Source organism: Chitinophagales bacterium (assembly GCA_020635995.1).
GTDB lineage: Bacteria > Bacteroidota > Bacteroidia > Chitinophagales > UBA8649 > JAFMKE01.
The window spans coordinates 176,149-201,797 of record JACJYS010000004.1; the positions used below are offsets into that span (position 1 = coordinate 176,149).

Here is a 25,649-nt window from a genome sequence, read left to right on the forward strand (position 1 = left end):
TAATTAGTAATAAAACTTTACCACTACTCTATTGAGTAGATTAAAAAAAACAAACTGCTAACAAAGGAAAGATTGTTGCATTATTTGCAAGGGGACTTGCTCTTTTGCAACAACATAGTGATGATGATTATTTAAGTAATTTGAAAAATTAGGAGAAATTTCCTTTTCAAATAAAAGATTTAAGGGTAAAACGGCTATATCAATCTGAAAATCTACTACCGAAGATATAATTAAATCGGCATTGGCATCTATTGAGCCATTAAAACTTTTACAACACTTGCTTTTTTTAGTAAATGAAGTATGTTTTTCTGTATGACATTTAACTTGTGTAGTTTCCATACTACACGAGTTTTTATTTTTAGAAAAAGAAATTTCTGTTGTGTTAGATTTTAAACAAGTATGGGTATAAAAAGGTATAGTTATGCTGGCAAGCAACATAAAAAAACTTAAATACACAATAACGATATTTCTTAAAATGAGTTTAATATCCTAAAAATTTAGGAACAAATATATGCTATAGCATTTAAACTTTTATTTCTTTATAAAGCTTTTAACACTTTTTTGAGAATGGTTATTTTGAAGTATTACACTATAAATACCACTATTTAAAGATGAAATATCTATTGTAATATCTTCTTCAAACTGTTCTTTTTTAGATAAAACTACTTGCCCCAATACATTTATTACACCATAAAAAACCACCTTATTTTCCTTATTGAAAGAAATAGTTATGCTATTCTCGCTGGGGTTGGGATAAAGAACAAAATCAAAAGCATACAAATCTTTAATTGCCGGTTCAATTATAGGAATAGAATCTTCGGTAGGCGTGGTAGTGTACATTAAAACGCCTCCGCTTATATTTCCTACAAAATAATCTAAAGCATTATTATGGTCAACATCTGTAATAAATAAATTGGTTTGTAATCCTGCTTTTACAGGCAGTAAAGTAGAATCTAATAAAGTAAAACTTCCATTTTTTAGAGAATCGGTATTAACTTCAAAACTTAGTATATTTCCTACATCTGTTCCTGTATATAAAATGGTGTTGCTATCTGTTGGTAGTACAAAAGGTGCACTATAGCCTTGTATAAATCCGGGTTCGTTGGTAGCTATATTTCCCAGAGCTAAATTTGAGCTGTCTTGATGAAAAACGGGTGCTGTAGCTGTACCAAAGTTCCAATAATAGGCAATATTACCATAACTTCCTTCCTTTCCTACTACTAAATCTAATAAAGTATCTCCATTTAAGTCTATCAACTGAGGATGAGCTCTATTGCCCACATCTAAGCCAAAATAATTAAATTGGTTAAACACAAAAGTTGGAGCATTGCCCATGCCTGCTGTATTTTCGTAAAAAAGTAAAGTGCCGTCTTCTACGCCCACTATCATATCTTTATCTCCATCGGCATCTATATCTCCAAAAGTAGGTCTTATAAAGAAAACACCCAAATTGTTTAAATTAGCATAATTATCTGTTACCAGCTCAAATACAGGCATCGTATCATTTCCTACATTTTTATAGTACTTATTAATACTGTGTTTTACACCATTTTCATCAAATAAATAGCCATTGCACACCAGCATATCTAATAAAGTATCTCCACTTAATTCTTCAAAAACGGCATAACCAAATCCTCCCAAATCTATATTATCTTGTATTAAAAAATCCTTTTGAACAAAACTATAGCGAGAAGCAGGATTGCCCGTGTTTTTATAAAACCAAGAACTATTATAATTAACATGGCTGGTTAAAGTATTAGGCGAAACCAATAAATCTTTTAAGCCATCGGCATCTACATCTGCTTCAAAAGCAGCGGGAAACTCTACCACATTTACAGAAGCATTAAAAGAAGGATAAAAATAATCAACTGCACTTGAGTTCATGTGTGCATCTAAGTTGGTGTTGTCATTTTGTAAATACACTAAATTAGTAAAAGTTACATCGCCTAAAAGTAAATCGTATTTTCCATCGGCATTGGGGTCAAAAACTAAAATAGTAGAACCAATATGTTTAGCTCCTCCTGTGTTAGCATTTGAGCCTCCACCTTTACAAGATACATCAAAATTTATGTTATAATTAGTATTGCTTTCTCTAAATTGCCCCCAGCAAGAATTATACTCTTCATATATCAAAGAATCGCACCCATAGCCACTTTCTTGCGAAATATTTCTATATAGAATTACATCTCCTCCAAAAATGGGAAATACAACAATATCTATATCTCCATCGCTGTCTATATCTACTATTCCCGGCACATCTCCGTTTACATTATATAAATTAACTTGGTTGCCTCCTAAGTCAAATTCAAGAATTGATTTTACCAACTCAAAAGAAATTTGCCCATTAACTAATTGCTGTTTGTGCACTCTTATTCCTGCATTGGTCTGAGAAAAAATATCTACTAAGCCATCACAATTATAATCTTTAAAAATAGCAAAACCGTATATATCTTTTGGAAAAACCTCACTTAGCGTAGGAGCATAATTGTATTTCCCTGTTGAATCTAACAACAAAACTTTTATGGCATTTGATTTTTTATCAAAAACAATAAGATCCATTAATCCATCATTATTAATATCGGCATTTGAAAACTGTGGCAAATCTATTCCGCCCATCCAAGGGTGTTTTAGTGTATCATTATTTTCTATTACGGGAAAATCGTTAGCGTAAAACAACTGTGCTTCAAGTATTTTAAAACTTGAAAAAACTAAGAAAACGAGAAGTGCAGTTTTTTTCATACTTTATAATGATTATAGTGTGTAATAAATTTAAGTTTTGCGTTCTTTCTTTTTTGCTGCCGGAAAAAGAACATTATTTAATATTAAACGATACCCCGGAGAATTGGGATGCAAATTCAAATCCGTTTTTGGGTCGCCTACAAAATGCTGATAATCTTCGGGGTCGTGCCCACCGTACCAACTCCACATTCCGTAGCCATAAGTTCCGTGTATATATTTTGCTTCATTGGCTGCTTTATTTTCGCCTAAAATTAAAATATCAGATTTAATTACGTTTTTATTAAATGCCGTAGTTTGTCCCATAAAACCTTTAACCACTTTAGTATGATTTTGCGTAAGCATGGTAGGAACAGGATCCCATTTGGCAGAAAAATCAAACAATGTAAAATAATCTAAGTTTTTAGGTACTTTTCTACCAAAATTAGCATCTATATTAGAGTATTCATACTCATAAGGACTCATACGCAATTGAAAATTTTCAAAAGCTAATGTTTTATCAAAATCTAATTCATTTTGTGCATTGGGGCTTGGTGGGTCACCATCAAACATGTGATCGCAAATATCGGTACCTTCTGCTGCCAAGGCTATATCATAACTATCTGTGGCACTACACATGGCAAACATAAAACCTCCGCCTGCCACATAGTCTTTTATTCTTTTACTTATAGCCAGTTTTAACTGCGAAACCTTACTAAATCCGTACTTTTTAGCTATTCCTTCCAGTTCATCTACCTGCTCTTGATACCACGCTTGGTTTCTATATGCACTCCAAAATTTTCCATATTGACCTGTAAAATCTTCATGATGAAGGTGTAGCCAATCATACAAAAGCAGTTTATCGTCCATTATTTCAGAGTCATAAATAACATCATAAGGAATTTCGGCATAAGTAAGCACTAAAGTAACGGCATCGTCCCACGGAGCTTTAGATTTAGGCGAATAAACAGCAATTTTAGGAGCTTTTTCAAGCTTAGCAATATCCATATTCTTTTGAGGATCAGCTATTTGATTAAGAATAGCCGTGTATTGAGCATCTGCTATTACATCAAAACTAACACCACGTATATTACATTCATCTTGTATAGCTTTTATATATTTTATGGCGAAACTGCCACCTTTGTAGTTGAGCAACCAATCTACTTCTACATTTTCTGTAAGTGCCCAATAGGCTATACCATAAGCTTTAAGATGATTTTGCTGCTCGGTATTCATAGGTATTAATATATACGAAGCAAAAGCACTTGAACTAAACAACAAAATGGTTAATATTCCTATAAATTTCTTCATAATATCAAATTTAAGATAAAAATTAAGATTAATAATAAATGGGGTGTTAAAAAGGAAAAAAAGCGTGTTAAAATGCTAAATAATTTATAAAAATCTAATTTTATTACCATTTTTACTGAAATGCCATTAACTTAGACACGCAAACACATTTATTACCAATTTAATAATGAACAAAAACACTTTTCAGTCTGACCACATTATAGTAGGAGCAGGATTAGCGGGTATATCTACCGCTATAGAACTACTAAACAATAACCAAAAAGTACTTTTAATAGATAGAGATACGGAAGATAAAATGGGCGGTTTAGCCAAATTATCTTTTGGAGGTATGTTTTTTGTAGATTCTCCGGTACAAAGAAAAAGAGGTATTAAAGACAATCCCGATATTGCCCTAAAAGACTGGCTTTCTGTAGCTGATTTTAACGAAAATGATGTAATACCAAAACAGTGGGCTAAACTTTTTGTAAATAATACTACCGAACACGTTTACCATTTTCTAACACAAAGAAACGTCAGTTTTTTCCCTGTAGTACATTGGGTAGAAAGAGGTATGTTTAAGCGTGGCAATACTCTTCCCCGTTTTCACATGGTTTGGGGAACTGGCTATGAACTTTCTGAACAGCTAAAACACCATTTGCTTAATCACCCAAAAGCAAAAACCAACTTAACCATGGTTTTTAACTACAAAGTAGATGAAATATTAACCGAAGGTGGAAAAGTAACGGGCGTTAAAGGAATAAACGAACAAAGCAATGAAGTTTTTACGGCTAAAGCCGATAATACTATTGTAGCCACAGGTGGTTTAGGCGGAGATATAGCTCAAGTGAAGAAAAATTGGAATAGCGACTGGGGAACACCACCCGAAAAAATACTAAACGGAGCTCACCCTTATGCCGATGGCACAGTACATTTTGCTGTAGAAAAAGTAAATGGCAAATTAACTCATTTAGATAAAACTTGGCCTTATGCAGCAGGCGTACACCACCCTCGCCCTACTAAAAAAGATGACGGACTAAGTCTAGTGCCACCACGTTCGGCACTTTGGCTAAATTATGAAGGAGAAAGAATAGGACCTGTGCCTTTAATTACAGCTTTTGATACCAGATTTTTAGTAGATGAAATTTGCAAGCAGAAAAAGAAATTTACTTGGCAAGTAATGAATATGAAAATTCTGAAAAAAGAGTTTGCTATTTCCGGTTCAGAATCAAATGCAGCATTTAAAAACAAAAGTTATATTCAAGTAGCTAAAACCTTATTGTTTGGCAATCAAGCATTAGTGAAAGATATGTTAGATAATTGCCCCGACTTTGTGGTAGCTAACACCTTAGAGGAATTAGTACAAAAAATGAATGATTTAGAAGGCAATAATGATGTAAAACTAAGCTACGTAAAAGATGCCATAGACACTTATGATGCTCAAATAGACAGAGGACAAAAATATTTTAACGATGAGCAATTACGAAGGCTACAGCATTTGAGAAACTACTCTGGAGATAGAGTAAGAAACTGCAAATTCCAAAAAATTAATGATAGCAAACACATGCCTTTTGTAGCCATTAGAGAATATATTTTATCAAGAAAAACATTGGGTGGTATTCAAACCAATTTAAACGGTGCGGTACTTGACCAAAACGGCAATGCCATAGAAGGATTATATGCCGTAGGCGAAGCCGCAGGATATGGCGGTGGTGGCATACACGGCAAAGGAGCTTTAGAAGGCACATTTTTAGCCACTTGTGTATTAACAGGCAGAATAACAGCACATCATTTATCAGGAAAAAAATTAATAAAAACCATTTAAAACCATGAAAAAAAACGGAGCTCAAATAGCTACTCATGCATTAGAACAAATAGGCGTAAAATACACCTTTGGTATTCCCGGCACGCATACCACAGAAATATATGATGCCATAGAAAAATCTGGAAAAATAAAACCCATTTTAGTGGCTCACGAAGGCGGAGCGTCATTTATGGCAGATGCTATTTCAAGAACAACAGATTCTATTGGTTGCCTTACCATAGTGCCTGCCGCTGGGCTTACCCACGCCCTTAGCGGTATTGGCGAAGCTTATTTAGACGGTATTCCTATGCTGGTTATAGCCGGAGGTATAAGAAGAGATAGCGGTAAGCACTATCAGCTCCACCAGTTAGATATGAAACCAATAGCACAAGGCGTTACCAAAGCACAATATTTAATAGAAAGCCACGAAACCATAGCATCTACCATTTACGAAGCCTATCAAACAGCTATTAGTGGCGAACCGGGACCTGTTTTTATAGAGTTTCCTGTTGAAATAATGATGTTTAGCAAAGATGTTGACGAACTGCCTTCCTACAATTTATCTACGTTAAAACCTACAGCTTTAGACAAAAATATAGATGAAGCCGTAAAATTATTGCTTGCAGCAGAACACCCTATGATGTATTTAGGCTGGGGAGCCAAAGAAGCTAATGAATATAGCATAAAAATAGCCGAAAAACTAAATGCTCCGGTAGCACTCACCTTGCAGGGCAAAAGCGTTTTTCCCAATAATCATTCACTTTATACCAGTTGTTTTATAGGTGCCAGCGGCAAGCCAAGTAGTCAGTATGCCTTAAAAAAGCATGATGCGATGTTAGCTGTAGGAGTGCGTTTTTCAGAAATATCTACAGGAAGCTACGGTTTAGACAATCCTAAAGGACTAATTCATGTGGACATTAACAAAGATGTTTTTGACAAAAATTATAAATCATCAGTAAATATAGAAGGCGATGCTACTACCGTGCTTAAAGCTATATGGGAAAGAATAAAAGACAAAGACATTAAAAACGGCAATGAAAATATAGCTACCAAAATTGCAGAACTCAACAAAAAATATGACGATGAATGGTTGGTAGGCAAAAAAGACAATATAGTTTCTCCGGGCTGGTTTTTTGAAGGTTTAAACAAAAAGCTAAATGAAGATACTTATGTAGTGCTTGACGATGGAAAACACACTTTTTTGGCTGCGGAACTATTAAAAACATATAAACCCAATCATTTAATTTCTCCTACCGATTTTAACTGTATGGGCTACTGCATACCTGCTACTATCGCCACAAAATTAGCTCACCCAAACAAAACCGTAATAGGAATAGTGGGCGATGGAGCAGCACAAATGACTGGATTAGAATTAATTACAGCCAAAAACTACGAAGTAGCTCCTATCCTATTTGTATTTAACGATGGCGAACTGGGGCAAATAGCACAATTTCAAAAAGTACCTTTAAAAAATAAAACCTGCACCGTAATAGGAGGATTTAATTTTGAAGGATTAGCCGTAGCAACGGGTTGCGAGTATTTGCTTATGGAGAACGATAATAAAGTAGATGAAGTGTTAGATAAAGCTTTGGCTCTTGCAAAAGGAAATAAACCCATTTTAGTAGATGTAAGAATAGACTACAGTAAAAAAACTATGCTAACAAAGGGCGTTCTTAAAACCAATTTATCTCGTTTTCCTCTTGGTGAAAAAGTGCGTTTTATAGGCAGAATGATAAAAAGGCACGTTTTAGGATAATACATACTTTCAAAATGCTAACCTAAACGCTAACTTGACAGTTTAATAGCAACTTTTGTTACTAATCTATTAGGTTGTAATATTCGTGCTACGACTTGGAGTCTTGGCACGAATATGTCTGATAAAGGAACGTCTTTGCGAGTGAGGCACAAACGAAGCAATCTATTCAAAAAAAACCTCCCCTAAATCGTCATTACCGTAGAGGCGGTAATCCCTTACAATAAAACTGTGCTAACTAAATATTGAGATGCCTGCATCCGCACCGTGTCTGCCGACAGGTAGAGGTATGACGTACAAGAAACCGTCTATTTTACAAGCCAAAAGCTTTTTTTACTTCGTCAACTTTATCCAACTTCTCCCATGTAAATAACTCCACATTTAAAGTTACTTCTTTACCTTCCGGAGATTTGAATGTTTTTGTTTTTTTCTCGTATTTACGCCCCATGTGTCCGTAAGCAGCGGTTTCGCTATAAATAGGACTTCTTAAACCTAAGTTTTTCTCTATATCATAAGGACGCATTGGGAATATTTTAGCTACTATTTTGCCTATCTCGCCATCTGTCATATTAACTTTAGCTGTACCATACGTTTTTACGTTTATAGAAGTTGGCTCTGCCACACCAATAGCATAGCTTACTTGCACCAAAACTTCGCTACACAAACCAGCTGCCACTAAATTTTTAGCTATATGGCGAGTGGCATAAGCTGCACTTCTATCTACTTTACTTGGGTCTTTACCACTAAAAGCTCCTCCCCCGTGTGCTCCTTTTCCGCCATAAGTATCTACTATTATTTTACGCCCTGTTAAGCCTGTATCGCCATGAGGTCCACCTATTACAAATTTGCCCGTAGGGTTTATATGGTACTTAATGCTGTCATTAAAGAAATGATTGTATTTTGGATATTTAGCTTTAACTCTTGGAATTAAAATTTCTATCATATCCTTTTTAATTTTAGCCAGCATTTCTGCTTCATCTGCAAAATCATCGTGTTGCGTAGAAATAACTATAGCATCTATTCTTTGTGGCTTATTATCATCGCTATATTCTAAAGTAACTTGACTTTTAGCATCTGGACGCAAATAAGTGATTTCTTTATTTTCTCTACGCAATGCTGCTAACTCTTGCAAAATATAATGAGATAAATCTAATGCTAAAGGCATATAATTTTCTGTTTCGTTGGTAGCATAACCAAACATCATACCTTGGTCTCCTGCTCCTTGCTCTTCAGGGCTTTTTCTATCTACACCTTGGTTTATATCCGGGCTTTGCTCGTGTATGGCACTTAAAACACCACAACTATTAGCCTCAAACATATATTCACTTTTAGTATAGCCTATTTTTTCTATCACTTTTCTGGCTATATCCTGCACATCTAAATATGCCTTAGACTTTACTTCTCCGGCTAATATAACTTGCCCCGTAGTTACTAAAGTTTCGCAAGCTACTTTAGAATCTTTATCAAAAGCTAAAAAATTGTCAATTAAAGCATCTGAAATTTGGTCAGCTACTTTGTCTGGGTGTCCTTCAGAAACAGATTCTGATGTAAATAAATATGGCATTGTATTTTCTTTTTTTAATTTAACGCCTGCAAAGGTATTAATTATGTTACTTTATTTCCGTATAAAAAATTTCTTTTTCTTCTATTTTACCAATTAATTTATTGCCAATAGAAACAGCTCCTACACCTTTGGGCGTGCCTGTATAAATTAAATCGCCCGTTTGGAGCATATAATAGTTAGAAATATAGGAAATTATAGTGTCTATATTATAAATCATTTGTTTGGTATTGCCCTTTTGAACTACTTCATTATTTTTTAACAATGAAAAGGTTAAATTTTCTAAATCATAATCCTTTTTATTTAAAAATGTACCTATAACGGCACTACTATCAAAACCCTTAGCTATTTCCCACGGATGTCCTTTTTCTTTTAACTGGCTTTGTATATCTCGTGCGGTAAAATCTATACCCAAGGTAAATTCATTGTAGTATTTATGGGCAAATTTAGCATCTATTTTTTTACCGTTTTTTGAAATTTTTATCACTACTTCTACCTCATAGTGTATGTCATTGCTAAAATTAGGATAATAAAAAGGTTTATCATCTTTAAGCAGTGCTGTAGGTGGTTTCATAAAAATTAAAGGATTTTCGGGAATAGCATTATTTAATTCCTTTGCATGCTCTGCATAATTTCTGCCTACGCAAAATATTTTCATTTTTTATTTTTTACTTATGCAAATATACCAAGCTATAACTAAAAATTGTATTACACCCTTGCCTTTAATTTTACCCAATACAATAAATCAAAAAAGCTGACTAAATCTGCGTTTTTAACTTTACTTTTCCAATCGCTTATATTTTCATACAGTTCTTTAAATACTTCAGCCTCCTCGTTCTTAGGGCTTGAAACTATTTTTTTAAAATATTTCATTAGCAAGCTATGCTCTTCAAATAACACTTCTTTCCTCAGCATTTCTCTGTAAAGATTTACACATAAGTTATTAGCCAACTCTATATTGCCCAATTCGTAATGAAGAATTAGTTGAAATAATTTTCCTGTAATTAAGCGTTGTGGTTGCTTTCTAATTTCATCATCTTCAATAAAAAGGTTAATTAAATCTAAGGTGCATTCATAATCTTTAGTTAAAAAAAGTGCCTTTGCTGTATTTTCATAAATGTATGATTTAAAACTGGAAGCCGTTACTGCCCAAGGATACATTTGCACTATTTCTTTGGCTTTTTTTCCTGCTTCGGGTAGTTTATCTAAAGCCAAATTAATTAATACTACACAAAATTCTAAACGCAGAATGTAGTAATCCTTTTTAACCAAAACTTTGGCAGATTTTTCGTTTTTAAGTTCAACTTTCACTTTGTTATATACCTTAAAAAAATCTTTGTCTTGCACTCGCACTGCCAATATTTGCAAATAATTCATAACCAAATCAAAGTAAAAGGCTTTATCTCTTTCTTTAAAATCATTATTGGCATTTATAAGGTTATACATCTTTTCATGCGATTTTAAACTGTCTTCTCTCTTCCCCAGCATACCATAACACATAATTTTAACATACTCTTTTATTACATTTAAAGAAATGGTATGTTTTGAATTTTCGGCTAAAACATCATTTTCAAGTATCTCATTAATTTCTCTAATTTCATTTTCAGTTCTGGGCGATAAACCCATTTTTAATCGCTTATGAATAATATCTGCTTGCAGTCCGTCTATTAAAATTCTTTGTTCTAACCAAGCCTGATTTATTTTCATTTCTTTCAATATTTCCTGCTCATTTTCAATATTATATACATTAAAACTATTAGAAGATTTGTATTTTTTCACATAAGCAATAGGCAGATAGTTTCTCAAGTCGTATCTTTCGCAAAGTTGTATGTATTTTAATATTTTTTTAAGTGCATCTTCTTTCAAACCTTTATCTAAAAGTATTTGCGTTTGCTGCAATAACTTCATTAATTCTATTTCAATATCATTTGAATAAGCAACTAATCCATTTACTATAATATCAAATAAATTGGTTTTTATAAAACTTAAATTCTTCTCGTTTTTAAGCCCGCTAAAATATTTTTTTTCTTGACTAACATTTTCCATTCCATTAATGTTGTCAAACAATTTTATATAAGAAGGCTTCGTACTATTTGTATTTATAAAGTATCTTTTTAAATACGTTTTTTCATGCGGTGACAAACTCTTAATCAATTTGTAAAGCGAATCATTAATAATCATACTATCAAATTTTTATCAAATTTCATCACTCTTATTTTATTATTAAAATATAACAGCACTTTTTTGTAAATAAGTAAATAATTCAGAAAATGGTGCTTTAAAAGAAATAAATATAAGACAATCAATTAGTTAAATGTATTTTAAGTACCTCAGAAACTTGTAATTATAGCTCAATTTGTATTTTTTATGCTCTTTATGTCCAATAAATTTGATGTTGAAATAAATAAAACATTATGAATTTATTATTTAACACATGGACCAAAATACAAGTATTATTTTTTCTATTTTCTTTTACAATTGCTTGTAATAATACTTCAAGCCAACATGATTTATTAGCACAAACTTCATTTAACTACACTAATAGTAATGAAGAACAACCTTACCAAAAAACGAATGAGGAAGTTATAACAAAAACGAATGAAATAAATACAAAAAATAAAAGAAGTATTAAAACATTTACCGATCCTCAATTTAATGCTTATTCCTTTCAATATCCTTCTAACTATGCTGCAAACGGAGGCTTTTTAAATGATATGTACGCATTTCCACATGCCAATTTAATTAGTGATGATAATAAGAATTTTATTTTTATAAACGATCCCAATTCATTTGCATACATGCCGGTAAACCAAGTTTTTGGTGGCTACGAAGGGCAAATGTATATGGGCTGCCTACTGGTTAATGCAATGGACGAATATACTCATGCAAATATTGCATTACAAAAAAAAGGCTTACAAAATATTAGCATAAAAAACCCGATTAAAGATAAAAAATTAGGAACGGCTTATACTGTTAATTGCGCAGATGCTGATGGAATAAATTGGCACGGAAAGGTTTATATAAAGTTTCAATATGTAGATAATATGCCTGTAATAATTCCTTTTGAAAGTGGTTATTTAACTACAAACAATAATGTGGAGGTAATAGAAAATGATTTTGCCATTTTTCAAGCAACATTTTTACCCAATATGCAAGTGGTTAATCAATTAGGAAATGAAAAGAGCAATCAGTTGCAACAAGCTACTGCACAAAACGAAGCCTATGTAAATCAACTAATTAAAAACATGCAGGAGTTTGATAAACAAATATTAAGCAATGCCGATAAAACAATAGACATCATTAATAACGAATCTCAACGGCTTAATCCTTTTACAGGAGAAATAATAGAAATAACGGAAGACAACAATCAATATTATTTTATAAACCAACAAGGCAATATCATATCCAATAATACAGGTAAGAGTCCGGGAGCAGATTATAAAGAAATGAAAGAATATCATAAATAAAATATTATAAAACAATTAAAAATTACTATTATGAAACAATTATTTACATTTATTTTAATGAGCATTTATTTAAGTGTTACATCTCAAACATTTGAGCTGGTAAAAGATATTTATCCCGGTAACAATAATTCTTATCCTACAAGTTTAACCACTTTTAATAATAAAATCTATTTTGGAGCAACTGATGAATTAGGTTCCGGTCTTTGGGTTTCTGATGGTACTTCTACAGGAACCTACAAAATAAGCGATGTAACTGTATCTTCTGACGAATACTTTGGAAGATTTACTGAATTTGATAGCAAATTGTATTTCTTAGGTTCTGATGCTACATATTCTTCGGAACTTTGGGTAACTAACGGCACAGAAACCGGAACTTATATGATAAAAGATATAAACCCGGGTGCTAACAGTAGTTTTATTCGTGAACTTACCGTTTTTAATAATAAATTGTATTTCATTGCAGAAGATGATATACACGGGCAAGAACTATGGGTTACAAATGGCACAGAAACCGGAACTTACATGGTAAAAGACATCAACCCTTTATCTTCTACTAACTATGAAGATCCGGAATTTTTGTTTGTTTTTAATACTAAATTATACTTTTCTGCCAGTGACGGAACGCATGGCAATGAACTATGGGTAAGCGATGGTACAGAAGCAGGTACTTTTATGCTAAAAGACATTTGGGTAGGAAATGGAGCGTCTAGTCCAAGAGATTTTATAACTTATAACAACAAACTTTATTTTAATGCATCTGATGATAATGGCAGAGAACTTTGGGTTACAGATGGCACAGAAATAGGGACATATATGGTAAAGGATATATATCCGGGAAGTGAGGATGGCATACTTTGGGTAAATAATGACGGATTTAAAATTGTTAATAATAAAATGTTCTTTTGGGCAGAAGATGGCACTAATGGAACGGAGCTTTGGGTTACAGATGGTACGTCTATAGGAACACATTTAGTAAAAGATATTTTCCCCGGGTATGATGGAACATTGGTAAACAGTTCTTGGCCAAGAAATTTTATGGAATTAAATGGAAAACTTTTGTTTGTTGCCAACAATGATACTTATGGGGTTGAATTATGGGAAAGCGATGGTACAGAAGTGGGTACTAAATTATTGAAAGATACAAATCCAAGCAACAGTACAAGTGGCACTTACAATATAGTAGATTTTAAACTTGGTACAAAAAGAAACAACAAGCTATACTTTATGGCAGATGCCGGCACCAATGGTTATGAACTATGGGGAACTGACGGCACAGAAACTGGTACCATAAAAATTGTTCCCGAATTTTCTACCACATATAATCCGTTTGAGTTTAATCAAAACTACGCAACCATACTTACCACTATGAATGGTGATATATATATGTCAGCTAAATTTGATGATAAGGGCTACGAACTATGGAAATACACGGCAGGAACTACCTCTATAAATACTATTGACAAATCAATAATATTTAATGTTTACCCTAATCCCACTTCTAGTTTATTAAATATAACCTGTGAAGAAGAAATTAATAAGATTGAAATAATGGATTTAGTAGGGAAAGTAGTTTTAGAGCAAAATTTGAATACCAATCAAATGAACATACAGGATTTACCTATTGGAATTTACTTATTAACGGTTTATGCCGATACAAGAATTGAAAGCCAAAAAATTATAAAAAATTAATTTAACCTTTAAACATTACAACTATGAAACAATTATTTACATTTATTTTAATGAGTATTTATTTAAGTGCCACCTCTCAAACATTTGAGCTGGTTAAAGATATATTCCCCGGAAGTGGAAATTCACGACCACATTCGTTGACATTCTACAGTAATAAACTCTATTTTACGGCAGGGAGTCCTAACACAGAAGAACAACTATGGGTTAGTAACGGTACAGAAGCAGGTACATACATGCTGAAAAACATTAATGATTCAATAAATTCTTATCCTTACGCATATACTGTACTTAACAATAAGTTATACTTTCATGCTTTTAATGCCAGTACAGGTACAGAACTATGGGTAAGCGATGGTACAGAAGCAGGTACACACATTTTAAAAGATATTGTTCCGGGAACGGAAGGTAGTATATTTCTAATACAACAAATTATTAAAACAAATAGTCATATTTTTTTTTCTACCTTAAGTGGGCAGTTGTGGGCAAGTGATGGCACTATGGCGGGTACAATTATGGTTCAAGAATTTAATGCAAGTTCTCTTGTTCTTTATATAAATTCTACAGCTATCTTAAATGATAGAATATTTTTTGAGGGAAATGATGATGTTTATGGAACAGAGCTTTGGGTAAGCGATGGAACGCAATCTGGTACTTATATGGTTAAAGATATTGCCTCAGGTTCGGGTGGTTCATCAATTAATGGTTTAACCACATTTAATAATAAAGTCTATTTTGGTGCAAATGGTGATGATAATAATGGAGATGAACTTTGGGTTACAGACGGCACAGAATCTGGCACCCACATTGTTAAAGATATTGTTCCTGGAACTGCATCTTCATACCCATACAATTTTATTGAATATAATAATAAATTATATTTTACAGTAAGTAATAATAACGGAGATGATGAACTTTGGGTTACAGACGGCACAGAAAATGGCACATATTTTTTTATGGATATTGATCCAACACATAGTAGATTTTACATTCATAAAAGTATAATATACAATAACAAATTATACTTTTTTGTTAGAAATTATGATACCGGAGGAAGCTATGCTAATAATAGTAACCAGTTATGGGTTACCGATGGAACAGTAAGTGGTTCTTATCCATTAAAAGAATTTTCGCATGATGATTGGTATTCAAGCAGAATATTAGATATAATTATTTATAATAATAAAATATATTTTGGTGCTAATGGAGATGACAATGGACATGAACTTTGGGAATCTGATGGCACAAGTGACGGAACAATAAAATTAGCACCCAATTCTTCTACTACATACGAACCATTAGATCCCAATGATGAAATGTATGATTTTAACTTTCAAATCCTAAATGGTTCATTATATTTCCCGGCTAATTATTATAATAACGGTTATGAGCTATGGAAATTTACAACTGAAACTACTGCTATAAATACTATTGACAAATCAATAACATTTAATGTTTACCCAAATCCCACTTCTAGTTTATTAAATATAACCTGTGAAGAAAAAATTGATAAGATTGAAATAATGGATTTAGTAGGGAAAGTAGTTTTAGAGCAAAATTTGAATACCAGTCAAGTAAACATAGAAAATTTACCTAACGGTATTTATCTATTAAAGGTTTATGCCCATAAAGGAATATCCAGCAAGAAAATAATTAAAAAATAACCAATTTTCACTACCTACCAAGGAAAAGGAGTGGTTTCTATACTACTCCTTTTCTACTACTATGTTGACATGTTAATAAGTAAATTTTACAAAGAACTAAAATTACTTAAATTTAACTAACCAAAATAAACTAAAATGAAATGGCGAAAATTAAATGGTCAAGAAGTTGGGAATGATATAGTAAGCATAGTGGAAGATACTATTCTCCGAGAAAAAATAGAAGGTAATGAAATTAAAATTTGTGTAGGTACCGACTCGCAAGTTTATAAAAAACATACTGAATTTGCTACGGTTGTAGTCTTTCTTCGCAAAGGAAGTGGTGGTTTTATGTACATTAATAACTATAAAGAATACAAAAAATTAGGTTTAAAAGAACGTATGATTTTAGAAGTAAGCAAAAGTATAGAAGTTGCTTACAGCTTTTGCCATTTGTTAGATGATTATAATGTTGATTTAGAAGTTCATGCCGATATAAATACTAATCCTCAGTTTAAGTCAAACTCAGCTCTTAGCGATGCTATGGGTTATATACTAAGTATGGGATTTCAGTTTAAAGCTAAACCTAATGCTTTTGCCAGTAGCAGCTGTGCCGATAAAGTAGTTTAGATAGACGGTTAGATTTTATAGACAGTTAGACTTATAGAAGTTTATAACACAAATCATTAGCTTGTATTTTTTGTTCTATTATTTTGCTTTTATGCAATGTATAAATTACATTTTCAAGCATTTTAAAGCTAATAATATCATTTGTACTCCACTCGGTACTGTGAAACCAATTATTTACATCTTCCAATTTCTGCCCGTAGCGTTTGCTCACTTCCGGCACACTATCTATTGAAGTCATAAACTGATGATTGACAAAATAAAGCACTTTAAGCATGGTTTTTAATGCTTCTGTTTTTTCGGCTATGGCTTTTTCCGTTGCTGTTATTACAAAACAAGGCCAAGGCGTTACAAATTCTCCCAACGATTTTAAAATTCCATTATCTACATAAGGCTTGGTAGTGTATCTTTCCCAGTAAAAAACATCTGTTTGTAATTTACTTAAAGACTCCAATGCTCCTTCTAAATTTTTGATAACCATAAATTGGTCTTTTTCAAGAGTTTTCTCTTTATACAAAGCATCTACGTAAGGCATTAAATGCGAGCCCGAACCAAAACGACTAATAGCATATTTCTTATCGTAAATTTCGCCATAATATTTTATAGGATTATTAGCTCCGGAAAACACACCCCAAATTAATGGCGTGTTCAAATATTTACTTATAATTTTTGACGGATTGCCTTCGGCTATATCTTTAATTACTCCTTCGGTAAGCAAAACACAAACATCTACTTCATGTTCTCTTAGGGCTTTAGTCATTTGCCCTGTACCGCCCTTATACTCTACCCATTCTACATTGACGCCTTCTTTTGTAAAAAGCTGATTTTCAATAGCTAAATGCCATGGCAAATTAAAATGTTCCGGTACGCCACCTACTCTAATTGTTTGCATTTTTTCTGTATTTAATTAAAATGCAAAATTACAAAACTTTAATAAGTCATAGCTCTATAAGGCAAATTCATTCTAAAACCTATTCCTATCCATGTATTGCTTCTGTCTTGAGCGTCCACATCGCTATTTACAGAGCGGTAGCTGATATTTATATCGGCAAACATATTGTGCCAAAACTGATAAGAGGCTAAAAACTCAATATAATTAACTCTGTATGCTACGCCCTGCCCTACAAAATTATCGTACTCATTTGTTGCTAAATTGCCATTAGATTCTTGAAAAATATCTCCTCCATAAAGTGTACCTGTGCTATCTATACCGTGCACTGCATTTATATACATTAATTGCAAATTCAAATTAGGCAATTTATTAGGCTGATATCTAATTATTCCTATAGCTTCTCTAAAATTTGCTCCCAGTGGGTGTGCCAGCTCTTGGTTGTAATGTGTATAATTTGCCAAAGTAGCGTTTCCGGCTCCACTATGCGTGTAAGTAAACGGACGAGCCATATTGTATTCTGCTTGAATATCTAAGTTTTTTAATCCTGCTACATTTACATATTTTGCTCCAATTTGTAGTGCATATTTATTTGCCCACCAACCATCTCTTTTTCTTATATGCGAAAAATTAAATTCATCCATTAATAATTGCCCATAAAACTGAACTCTACGTGCCACATTGGCTTTAAAATCAAATCCTATTACGGCATTATCCGGACTGCCCAAAGATTGTTCTATGCTTCTATAAAATATAATAGGATTCAAATAATGAAACTCAAAATGATTGCTTCTACTCATTATTACGCCTTCAAATACACCAAAATCTAACCAATGTGTGGCACTAAAATTCAAATGATGAAAAGCACCGTATTTTTTAGGCAATAATCTATCTGCTCCTCTGTTATACTGTGCTGTTAATTCAGCAAAAATACTTTGATAATTAATTCGCCATACTCTTATGTTCATTTTTAAAAACATATATGCATTGGCATTATCGCTTAAAAATAAAGAGCGGTAGCCATTTCCTATAAAGTTTTTATCATAGCCAAATTGAAAATCTATATGTTTAAGCACATTAAATGTCATATACCCTCGTGTAGTAAAATAATCTTGCCCTTTTACTTTATAATCTTTCCAATATCCATCGCCCGGCACGTTAGCATATTCCCTATCTATTCTTTCATCTCTTACAAAACTTGGAAAACGCATTAAATTGCTACTCAAGTGAAAGTAAAAACTCAGTTTTTTCTTTATAGAAGCTCTAAACTCAAAACCTCTTGGTATGCTAAAAGTTAATTTATCTCCTATTTCCGGAGCGAAATGCATTTGCAAAACAGGATTAACTCTTAGTGTAAATGCCTTAGTATTTACGGCAAACATGGAAGCTCTTTCGGGATAAAAAATCTTTAAAAATGGCTTGCGTTTAGTACTAAAAGAATCTACCCATTCTGAATTATCATTCATCAAATACTGCAAATTATAATTTAAAGACTTATTCAAATCTACATTAGAATTGTACATAGTTTCGGCATATTCTCCTATCCATGTTCTATTATATGGTTTTACCGAAGTATGCGGAAATGGCAAAATTTTTCCATATTGAATATCTAAACGTTCCATTTGATGATACGTGTAGGTATTTAAAGGCGTGTAAGTACCTTGTGCTTTTACAAAAACCGCAACAAACAACACAATAAAAGTGAAAAAATATTTCATAGGCAAAGTATCAAAACCCAAAAATAGCATATTATTGTTAAAAAGTGTAAATTACTTCTAATACCATTTCACGCTGGCAGCATAAGTTTCTTTTACACTAACCAATAAATTAAAGTATCCGCTAAGTAAATTGTTTTGCTCATCAAAATTAATATTAGAGAAATAAAATGATAATGCTTTGTACGGCACTTTCACATTTGATTTTACGGCAATTTTTTTAAATACTTTATTAGGTAGCTCTATTTTAAATTCTGTTAGCAATTCATCAAAAAAATAACTTTTATACTGTTCACTTAGTTTTTTAAATGCTTCTTCGTCAAAATTACTAAACACTTTATGGTCTATTTCTATTACTAAATCGTCATTTTCTATATTAAAAATGAAAGGAATACTTATTTTTCCTGTTCGTGGCGATGTTGTCCAATGTTTAAATCTATTGCTGGTTTCTCTAACTAAATTGATATTCCAAAAAGCACTTTCTTCAGTAGTGTTTAACCACCAAAAACATTCATAAGGATGCATTTCGGGGTGGCAACTATGGTTGCAATCTAAACACATCACGCCATACATGCCCACCACAGGATGTTTTTGTTCAAAATTATAATGAATATCTGTAGGATTAATTCTATGAATAGGATAAGATAAAGTACTTAACATAGATCTAAATTCTTCAGGTGGCGTATTCTCGCAATGAAGGCGATATTTTGTTAAATCCGATTCATTTTTTGGAAAAACATACGGTTCATTTGCTGTATCTTTTCTCTTTTTATTGCGTTTATAGCTCAGTTGTTTTTGATACATACCATATACATAAACTTGATATTTTGGCAAAATTGGTATTAAATCATAATTAATGTCATACTCCGTAAAATGATGTTTGGCATCTACACCATGCAAATATTGATGATTGACCCACCCAACAAATTTTTGTCTTTTTGTTTCATAAGCTCTCCACTTAAAACCCAATAAATGAATAATGCCTCCACCAAAAACACGATGCCTTTCAAATTTTCTTTTAAAAACACTATCTATTAAATTCACATTTACTAAATCAGTTATTTCATGAAGTGATTTTTCACTTTTGGCATAAACATCTGTAGTGTAATTATACAGTTGCCACATTACATTATCTGTAGCATTATAACTATCTATAGTCATAGTATTTTGAGCAATAAGTAACTGCCCAAAACAAATAAAAAATAAGGTAAAGAATTTCATGTTAGGTTAATTTTTCCTTAAAGATAGCAAAGTATGTCGGTTTCATTTATTTTTTAAATCATATAATTTTAACTTTACCCTCATGAGAAAGGCATTTATTATATTTAGTATCGTTTCTTCACTTATTATTATAGGTGTTGGTATATTTTGGAAACCATTTTTTTGGGCTTTTATAATTTTTGGTCCATTAATTATTTGGGGAATTATAGATATGTTTCAAAAGAACAGAGCCATTGTTAGAAATTTCCCTATTTTAGGAAGATTTAGGTACATAATGGAAGAATTGCGACCTAAAATTTACCAATATTTTATTGAATCTGACACCAATGGTACGCCTGTAAATAGATTAAGTAGAAGTTTGGTTTACCAAAGAGCAAAAGAGGCTATAGATACTATTCCTTTTGGGACCCAATTAAATGTTTATGAGCAAGGTTACGAATGGATGAATCATTCCATTATGCCTATTCATGTTGATGAAATTGCAAAAGATTTAAGGGTAACTGTGGGAAATGAAAGTTGCAAACAGCCCTATTCTGCAAGTATATTAAATGTATCAGCCATGAGTTTTGGTTCGCTTAGTGCTAATGCTGTTTTAGCCTTAAATGGGGGAGCTAAAATTGATAATTTTGCTCACAACACCGGAGAAGGTGGCATAAGTCCCTACCATTTAGAACCCGGTGGCGATTTAATATGGCAAATAGGCACAGGTTATTTTGGTTGTAGAACAAAAGAAGGTAATTTTTCGGAAGAATTATTTAAAGAAAAAGCCAATTTACCCAATATCAAAATGATAGAAATAAAACTTTCGCAAGGTGCTAAACCCGGGCACGGAGGTATTCTTCCTGCAAAAAAAGTAACCGAAGAAATAGCCAAAATACGCCATGTAGAAGCCGGCAAAACTGTTTTTTCGCCACCTTACCATACCGCTTTCTCCAATTACAAAGGCTTAGTACATTTTATTCAAAAATTAAGAGATTTATCTAATGGAAAACCTATTGGTTTTAAATTGTGCATAGGAAGTAAATCTGAATTTCATGAGCTGTGTAAAGCCATGATTGCCGAAAATATTTACCCTGATTATATAAGCATAGACGGAGGCGAAGGAGGCACAGGAGCTGCTCCCATAGAATTTAGCAATAATGTAGGTATGCCATACAAAGACGGATTAGCTTTTGCTTACAACTGCTTAATAGGCTACGATATTAAAAAACACATCAAATTATTTTCGGCAGGAAAAATAACTTCTGCTTTTGATATATTTAAAACCATAGCTTTAGGTGCCGATGTTTGCTATAGTGCCCGTGCCATGATGCTTTCATTGGGCTGCATACAAGCTTTGGAGTGCAACCAAAATACCTGCCCTACAGGTGTAGCCACTCAAAATAAAGAACTTATGAATGGCTTAAACGTAGTAGATAAAAAAACAAGAGTAGCTCAGTATCATCACAATACTGTGGAAGCCCTTAGAGAACTTTTAGCCGCTGCGGGATTAAAAAGCACTTCAGAAATAACGCGTAAACATGTGTATATGCGTCTTTCAGAAACAGTAAACAAACGATACGAAGACCTCTACGGCAGAGTAAAAGTAGGCGAATACCTATACGGTGTTGATGCTGAAGACTATGGAAATTAAGCCATTAAATTAGCTACATTTTGCCATGCACCGGCATTTACGGCATCTATACCTTTGCTTTTTAATATAGAAGTAGCTTGTCCACTTCTTGCTCCACTGGCACAGCAAAGAATAACAGGTTTATTCATTTTTTTAATCTTATCTGCTTCTCTTTGTATATTTTGCAAAGGAATATTTTGAGCCTTTTTCGGGTGTCCGCCCTTATATTCGGCAGGCGTTCTCACATCTATTATTACAGCCCCTTTTTCTTTATATTGTTGCAATACTTCATCATTAGGCATACCCATTAATTTCTTTAAAAATCCAAACATATTTATTTTATTTTGGCACAAAAGTAAAAGTGTAAAAAGAATATTTGTGTAACATAAATCACTCTCAAATTATTATATATTCTTAATCGGTATAACTATATCTGTTGACGATATAATTTTCAAATTATCTAACAAATTCTCATTCAACTTTGTGAAAAAATTATAACAAAGGAGTAATTTTTGTAGCAATCTTATCTAAGTAAAAAGATTACTTCTTCGTTCCGTTTCACTACACTCATCGTAAAGACGTACGTTTTATAAAGAGATGCCTTTCTGCAAACCGTATCTGCTAATAAGTGGCAACATAATGTAAAAAAACAACCTACCTTTTATTCTGAACTTGAAGTCTGTTGCTTCTTATAAAACTCAGCATACAGTCCATTAAGTTTTAAAAGCTCGTCATGTTTGCCTTGTTCTAATATTTTACCATCTTCCAGTATTAAAATGTTGTCAAAATCTATACTGCTAAATATGCGGTGGCTTATTATTATAACCGTTTTATTGCCAAAACTTTCGCCCATGTTTTCTATAATGGCTTTTTCTGTATTAATATCTACTGCCGAAAGTGCATCATCAAAAATAATTAGTTGAGGCTGATTTGCCAAGGCTCTCGCTATAGATATTCGTTGCTTTTGCCCACCAGATAAAGTTACGCCTCTTTCGCCTAAAAGTGTGTTAAATCCATGAGGAAACTCCATTATCTCATTATAAATAGATGCTTTTTTAGCATAGTTTTCTGCTTCTTCGTCTGTAATTTTACTATTGCCAAATCTTATATTATTGTAAATAGTATCTGAAAATAAAAAAACATCTTGCGGAATATAACCTATTTGCTTTCTGTATCCTGTTAAATTTAGTTTATTGATGTTTTCATTATCTACTATAATTTCTCCTGCTGAAGTTTGGTACAGTCCCATTATTAGTTCGGCAAGTGTAGTTTTTCCACTTCCCGTACGTCCCATTATTGCCCATTTTTCGCCAGCTTTTATTTCAAAACTAACATTATCTATTGCTTTAATACCCGTATCTTTATAAGTAAGGCTTGCATTTTTAAATTTAATATTTCCCTCTAATTCTATCTTTTCTCCTACATTATTATTAATTAAAGGCTCTGTTTTTAAAAATTGGTTTATCCTTTTTTGCGAAGCCGATGCCCTTTGTATTAAAGAAGCCGCCCAGCCAATAGCCGTAACCGGCCATGTAAGTAAATTGACATACATAATAAACTCTACAATATTTCCGGGGGTAACACTCCCCTCTTGCACATATATACCTCCTACTACCACTACAATTATAGTGCTTATACCCACCAGCAAAATCATTAATGGGAAAAACAAGGCTTCTATTTGGGCTAAATTTAATGAACGAGTTTTATACTCTTCGCTTAAATCTACATAATGTTGCAATGCCAATTTTTCTTGCACATAACTTTTTAAAACCCTAATACCGCTATAATATTCCTGTGCCTGTGTAGTTAAGGTAGATAACTGTTCCTGTATTCTTTCGCTTCCTTTGTTAATTAAATTATTTACATAAAAAATAGAAATAGTAAGAAAAGGCAATGGTAATAATACCCACAAAGTAAGCCTAACATCAATACTTAACATAGTACCTATAACAAACGTAAACAAGAAAATTACATTTATAAGATACATTAATGCAGGTCCTAAATACATTCTAACTCTTGAAACATCTTCCGTAGCACGGTTCATTAAATCGCCCGTATTATTTTTTTTGTAAAAAGCAGTGTCTAATTTTTGGTAATGCTGATAAATCTCATTTTTTAAATCGTATTCTATCAATCTTGACATTACAATAATAGCCTGCCTCATTAAAAAAGTAAAAATACCTCCCACAATAGCCGCCAATAAAAAAACTAAAGAAAATATAAACAACGATTTTGTTAAATTGCTTTTTAAACTTTCTTGAAGAGAAAATCCGTCTAAAGATTTGAATAAACTAATATTATTAGACACCATATCTATGGCATAACTAAGCACCCGAGGCGATAATACTTTAAAAACATTAGATAAAGCAACAAATAAAATTCCAAGCAGGAAATACCACTTGTATTTTACAAAATATTTATTTAAGTAGGCTAATTCTTTCAATTACTTATCTATTTAATCTATCATTTTTTTAACAAGCACAAAACTTAATTTTGATTTTGGATTGCAAACATTTAATTACCTTTGCACTGAAAAATGACAAAGGTACTATTCAATTTTACTTTTTATACAAATAAACCAAACCAAATTGTATGAATATTTTTGAAAAAATGGAAAAAATGGAGCATGAACAGGTGCTCTTTTTCTCAGATAAAAACTCTGGCTTAAAAGGAATTATAGCACTGCACAACACCGTTTTAGGCCCAGCATTAGGCGGCACAAGACTTTGGAAATACAGCAACGAAGAAGCTGCATTAAACGATGTTTTAAGATTATCAAGAGGAATGACTTTTAAATCGTCTATTGTAGGCAATAATTTAGGTGGAGGAAAAGCTGTAATTATTGATAGCAATAATGCCACTAAAGATGAAGCCTACTGGCGTAGCTATGGCAAATTTGTTGATAATTTAGGCGGAAAATATATAACAGCCGAAGATGTAGGCACCAATACTCAATTTATAGAATACATATCGCAAGAAACTAAGCACGTAGCCGGCAAACCCGAATATTTAAACGGAAGTGGCGATCCATCTCCTGTTACCGCTTACGGAGTTTATTTAGGAATGAAAGCCGCTCAAAAACACCTAAGCGGTAGCGATTCTTTAAAAGGTAAAAAAGTGGCAGTGCAAGGCGTGGGACACGTAGGGCAATATTTAATTGATTTGTTAGCTAAAGAAAATGCCCATATTTTAATAAGCGATATTAACGAAAACAATATAAAAGAAGTTTCATCAAAATATAAAGTAGATATTGTAGATGTAAATGATATTTATGATGCCGAAATGGATATTTATGCTCCATGTGCTTTAGGTGCTACCGTAAATGACGATACGCTAAACAGGCTAAAATGCAGCATAATTGCAGGCTCGGCAAATAATCAATTAGAAGACGAACACAAGCATGGCGATATAGTTAAAGAAAAAGGGATAATTTACGCTCCCGATTTTTTAATAAATGCCGGAGGTGTTATAAATTGCTACATAGAAACCGTAGGTTACAATAGAGAAAGAGCTATGGCTGCAACAGAAAAAATATACGACCAAACATATAATATACTTTCAAAAGCATCTACCGAAAATAGAAATGCCCAAGAAGTGGCTTTAGAAATAGCTATGGAACGCATTGAAAAAATAGGAAAAATTAAACAGAGAAGATAGTTTATTAATGATTAA

19 protein-coding genes are annotated in these 25,649 nt (G+C 32.6%); 8 read left to right on the top strand and 11 right to left on the bottom strand.

Annotation, left to right across the window (positions count from 1 at the left end):
- Positions 1-57: 57 nt before the first annotated feature.
- The 3 genes from H6578_07995 to H6578_08005 form a co-directional block, all read right to left on the bottom strand.
- Positions 58-456 (bottom strand): hypothetical protein, encoded by a 399-nt coding sequence (locus tag H6578_07995; protein ID MCB9227089.1) that lies wholly within the window; start codon positions 454-456, stop codon positions 58-60.
- Between the two features lie 75 nt (positions 457-531).
- Entirely contained in the window at positions 532-2,739 is a 2,208-nt protein-coding gene (locus tag H6578_08000; GenBank protein ID MCB9227090.1) for a T9SS type A sorting domain-containing protein, read from the bottom strand.
- A 30-nt stretch (positions 2,740-2,769) separates the two neighbouring features.
- Positions 2,770-4,026: an asparagine synthetase B gene (locus H6578_08005; GenBank protein ID MCB9227091.1), complete on the bottom strand. Its 1,257-nt coding sequence runs from the start codon at positions 4,024-4,026 to the stop codon at positions 2,770-2,772.
- A 166-nt stretch (positions 4,027-4,192) separates the two neighbouring features.
- Between H6578_08005 and H6578_08010 the strand changes: the two genes are divergently transcribed.
- Positions 4,193-5,827 carry an FAD-binding dehydrogenase gene (locus H6578_08010; GenBank protein MCB9227092.1) on the top strand — a complete coding sequence of 545 codons (1,635 nt, stop codon included), beginning with the start codon at positions 4,193-4,195 and terminating at the stop codon, positions 5,825-5,827.
- A gap of 4 nt (positions 5,828-5,831) precedes the next feature.
- Entirely contained in the window at positions 5,832-7,562 is a 1,731-nt protein-coding gene (locus H6578_08015; protein ID MCB9227093.1) for a thiamine pyrophosphate-binding protein, read from the top strand.
- Positions 7,563-7,872: 310 nt separating this feature from the next.
- Here the strand turns inward: H6578_08015 and H6578_08020 are convergent, their stop codons facing one another.
- The 3 genes from H6578_08020 to H6578_08030 are packed head-to-tail and all read right to left on the bottom strand — an operon-like array spanning position 7,873 to position 11,166.
- Complete coding sequence (locus tag H6578_08020) at positions 7,873-9,123, bottom strand: methionine adenosyltransferase (protein MCB9227094.1); 1,251 nt, start codon at positions 9,121-9,123, stop codon at positions 7,873-7,875.
- A gap of 46 nt (positions 9,124-9,169) precedes the next feature.
- Entirely contained in the window at positions 9,170-9,778 is a 609-nt protein-coding gene (locus H6578_08025; protein ID MCB9227095.1) for a fumarylacetoacetate hydrolase family protein, read from the bottom strand.
- A gap of 50 nt (positions 9,779-9,828) precedes the next feature.
- Positions 9,829-11,166 (bottom strand): hypothetical protein, encoded by a 1,338-nt coding sequence (locus H6578_08030; GenBank protein ID MCB9227096.1) that lies wholly within the window; start codon positions 11,164-11,166, stop codon positions 9,829-9,831.
- 368 nt (positions 11,167-11,534) lie between these two features.
- Between H6578_08030 and H6578_08035 the strand changes: the two genes are divergently transcribed.
- The 4 genes from H6578_08035 to H6578_08050 all read left to right on the top strand — a co-directional run bounded on the left by H6578_08035 (position 11,535) and on the right by H6578_08050 (position 16,543).
- Positions 11,535-12,587, top strand: a complete 1,053-nt coding sequence (locus H6578_08035; GenBank protein ID MCB9227097.1) for a hypothetical protein — start codon at positions 11,535-11,537, stop codon at positions 12,585-12,587.
- 30 nt (positions 12,588-12,617) lie between these two features.
- Positions 12,618-14,276, top strand: a complete 1,659-nt coding sequence (locus H6578_08040; protein ID MCB9227098.1) for a T9SS type A sorting domain-containing protein — start codon at positions 12,618-12,620, stop codon at positions 14,274-14,276.
- A gap of 23 nt (positions 14,277-14,299) precedes the next feature.
- Positions 14,300-15,937 (top strand): T9SS type A sorting domain-containing protein, encoded by a 1,638-nt coding sequence (locus tag H6578_08045; protein ID MCB9227099.1) that lies wholly within the window; start codon positions 14,300-14,302, stop codon positions 15,935-15,937.
- Positions 15,938-16,072: 135 nt separating this feature from the next.
- Positions 16,073-16,543 carry a hypothetical protein gene (locus H6578_08050; protein ID MCB9227100.1) on the top strand — a complete coding sequence of 157 codons (471 nt, stop codon included), beginning with the start codon at positions 16,073-16,075 and terminating at the stop codon, positions 16,541-16,543.
- 31 nt (positions 16,544-16,574) lie between these two features.
- Here the strand turns inward: H6578_08050 and H6578_08055 are convergent, their stop codons facing one another.
- Genes H6578_08055 through H6578_08065 form a run of 3 tightly spaced genes read right to left on the bottom strand, consistent with a single transcriptional unit; the run spans position 16,575 to position 20,365 of the window.
- Complete coding sequence (locus tag H6578_08055; protein ID MCB9227101.1) at positions 16,575-17,432, bottom strand: ABC transporter substrate-binding protein; 858 nt, start codon at positions 17,430-17,432, stop codon at positions 16,575-16,577.
- 38 nt (positions 17,433-17,470) lie between these two features.
- Entirely contained in the window at positions 17,471-19,147 is a 1,677-nt protein-coding gene (locus H6578_08060) for a hypothetical protein (GenBank protein ID MCB9227102.1), read from the bottom strand.
- Positions 19,148-19,204: 57 nt separating this feature from the next.
- Entirely contained in the window at positions 19,205-20,365 is a 1,161-nt protein-coding gene (locus H6578_08065; GenBank protein MCB9227103.1) for a hypothetical protein, read from the bottom strand.
- 82 nt (positions 20,366-20,447) lie between these two features.
- Between H6578_08065 and H6578_08070 the strand changes: the two genes are divergently transcribed.
- Positions 20,448-21,998 carry an FMN-binding glutamate synthase family protein gene (locus H6578_08070; protein MCB9227104.1) on the top strand — a complete coding sequence of 517 codons (1,551 nt, stop codon included), beginning with the start codon at positions 20,448-20,450 and terminating at the stop codon, positions 21,996-21,998.
- Here H6578_08070 and H6578_08075 read toward each other — a convergent pair.
- Together H6578_08075 and H6578_08080 are read right to left on the bottom strand one after the other, a co-directional pair.
- On the bottom strand, positions 21,995-22,285 hold the full coding sequence (locus H6578_08075; protein ID MCB9227105.1) for a rhodanese-like domain-containing protein: 291 nt from the start codon (positions 22,283-22,285) through the stop codon (positions 21,995-21,997). The two genes, H6578_08070 and H6578_08075, sit on opposite strands and share 4 nt — an antisense overlap.
- Before the next feature lie 353 nt (positions 22,286-22,638).
- Positions 22,639-24,420: an ABC transporter ATP-binding protein gene (locus H6578_08080; protein MCB9227106.1), complete on the bottom strand. Its 1,782-nt coding sequence runs from the start codon at positions 24,418-24,420 to the stop codon at positions 22,639-22,641.
- A gap of 149 nt (positions 24,421-24,569) precedes the next feature.
- On the opposite strand from H6578_08080, the gene H6578_08085 reads away from it, so the two are divergent.
- Positions 24,570-25,634 carry a Glu/Leu/Phe/Val dehydrogenase gene (locus H6578_08085; protein MCB9227107.1) on the top strand — a complete coding sequence of 355 codons (1,065 nt, stop codon included), beginning with the start codon at positions 24,570-24,572 and terminating at the stop codon, positions 25,632-25,634.
- The last annotated feature ends 15 nt before the right edge of the window (positions 25,635-25,649 follow it).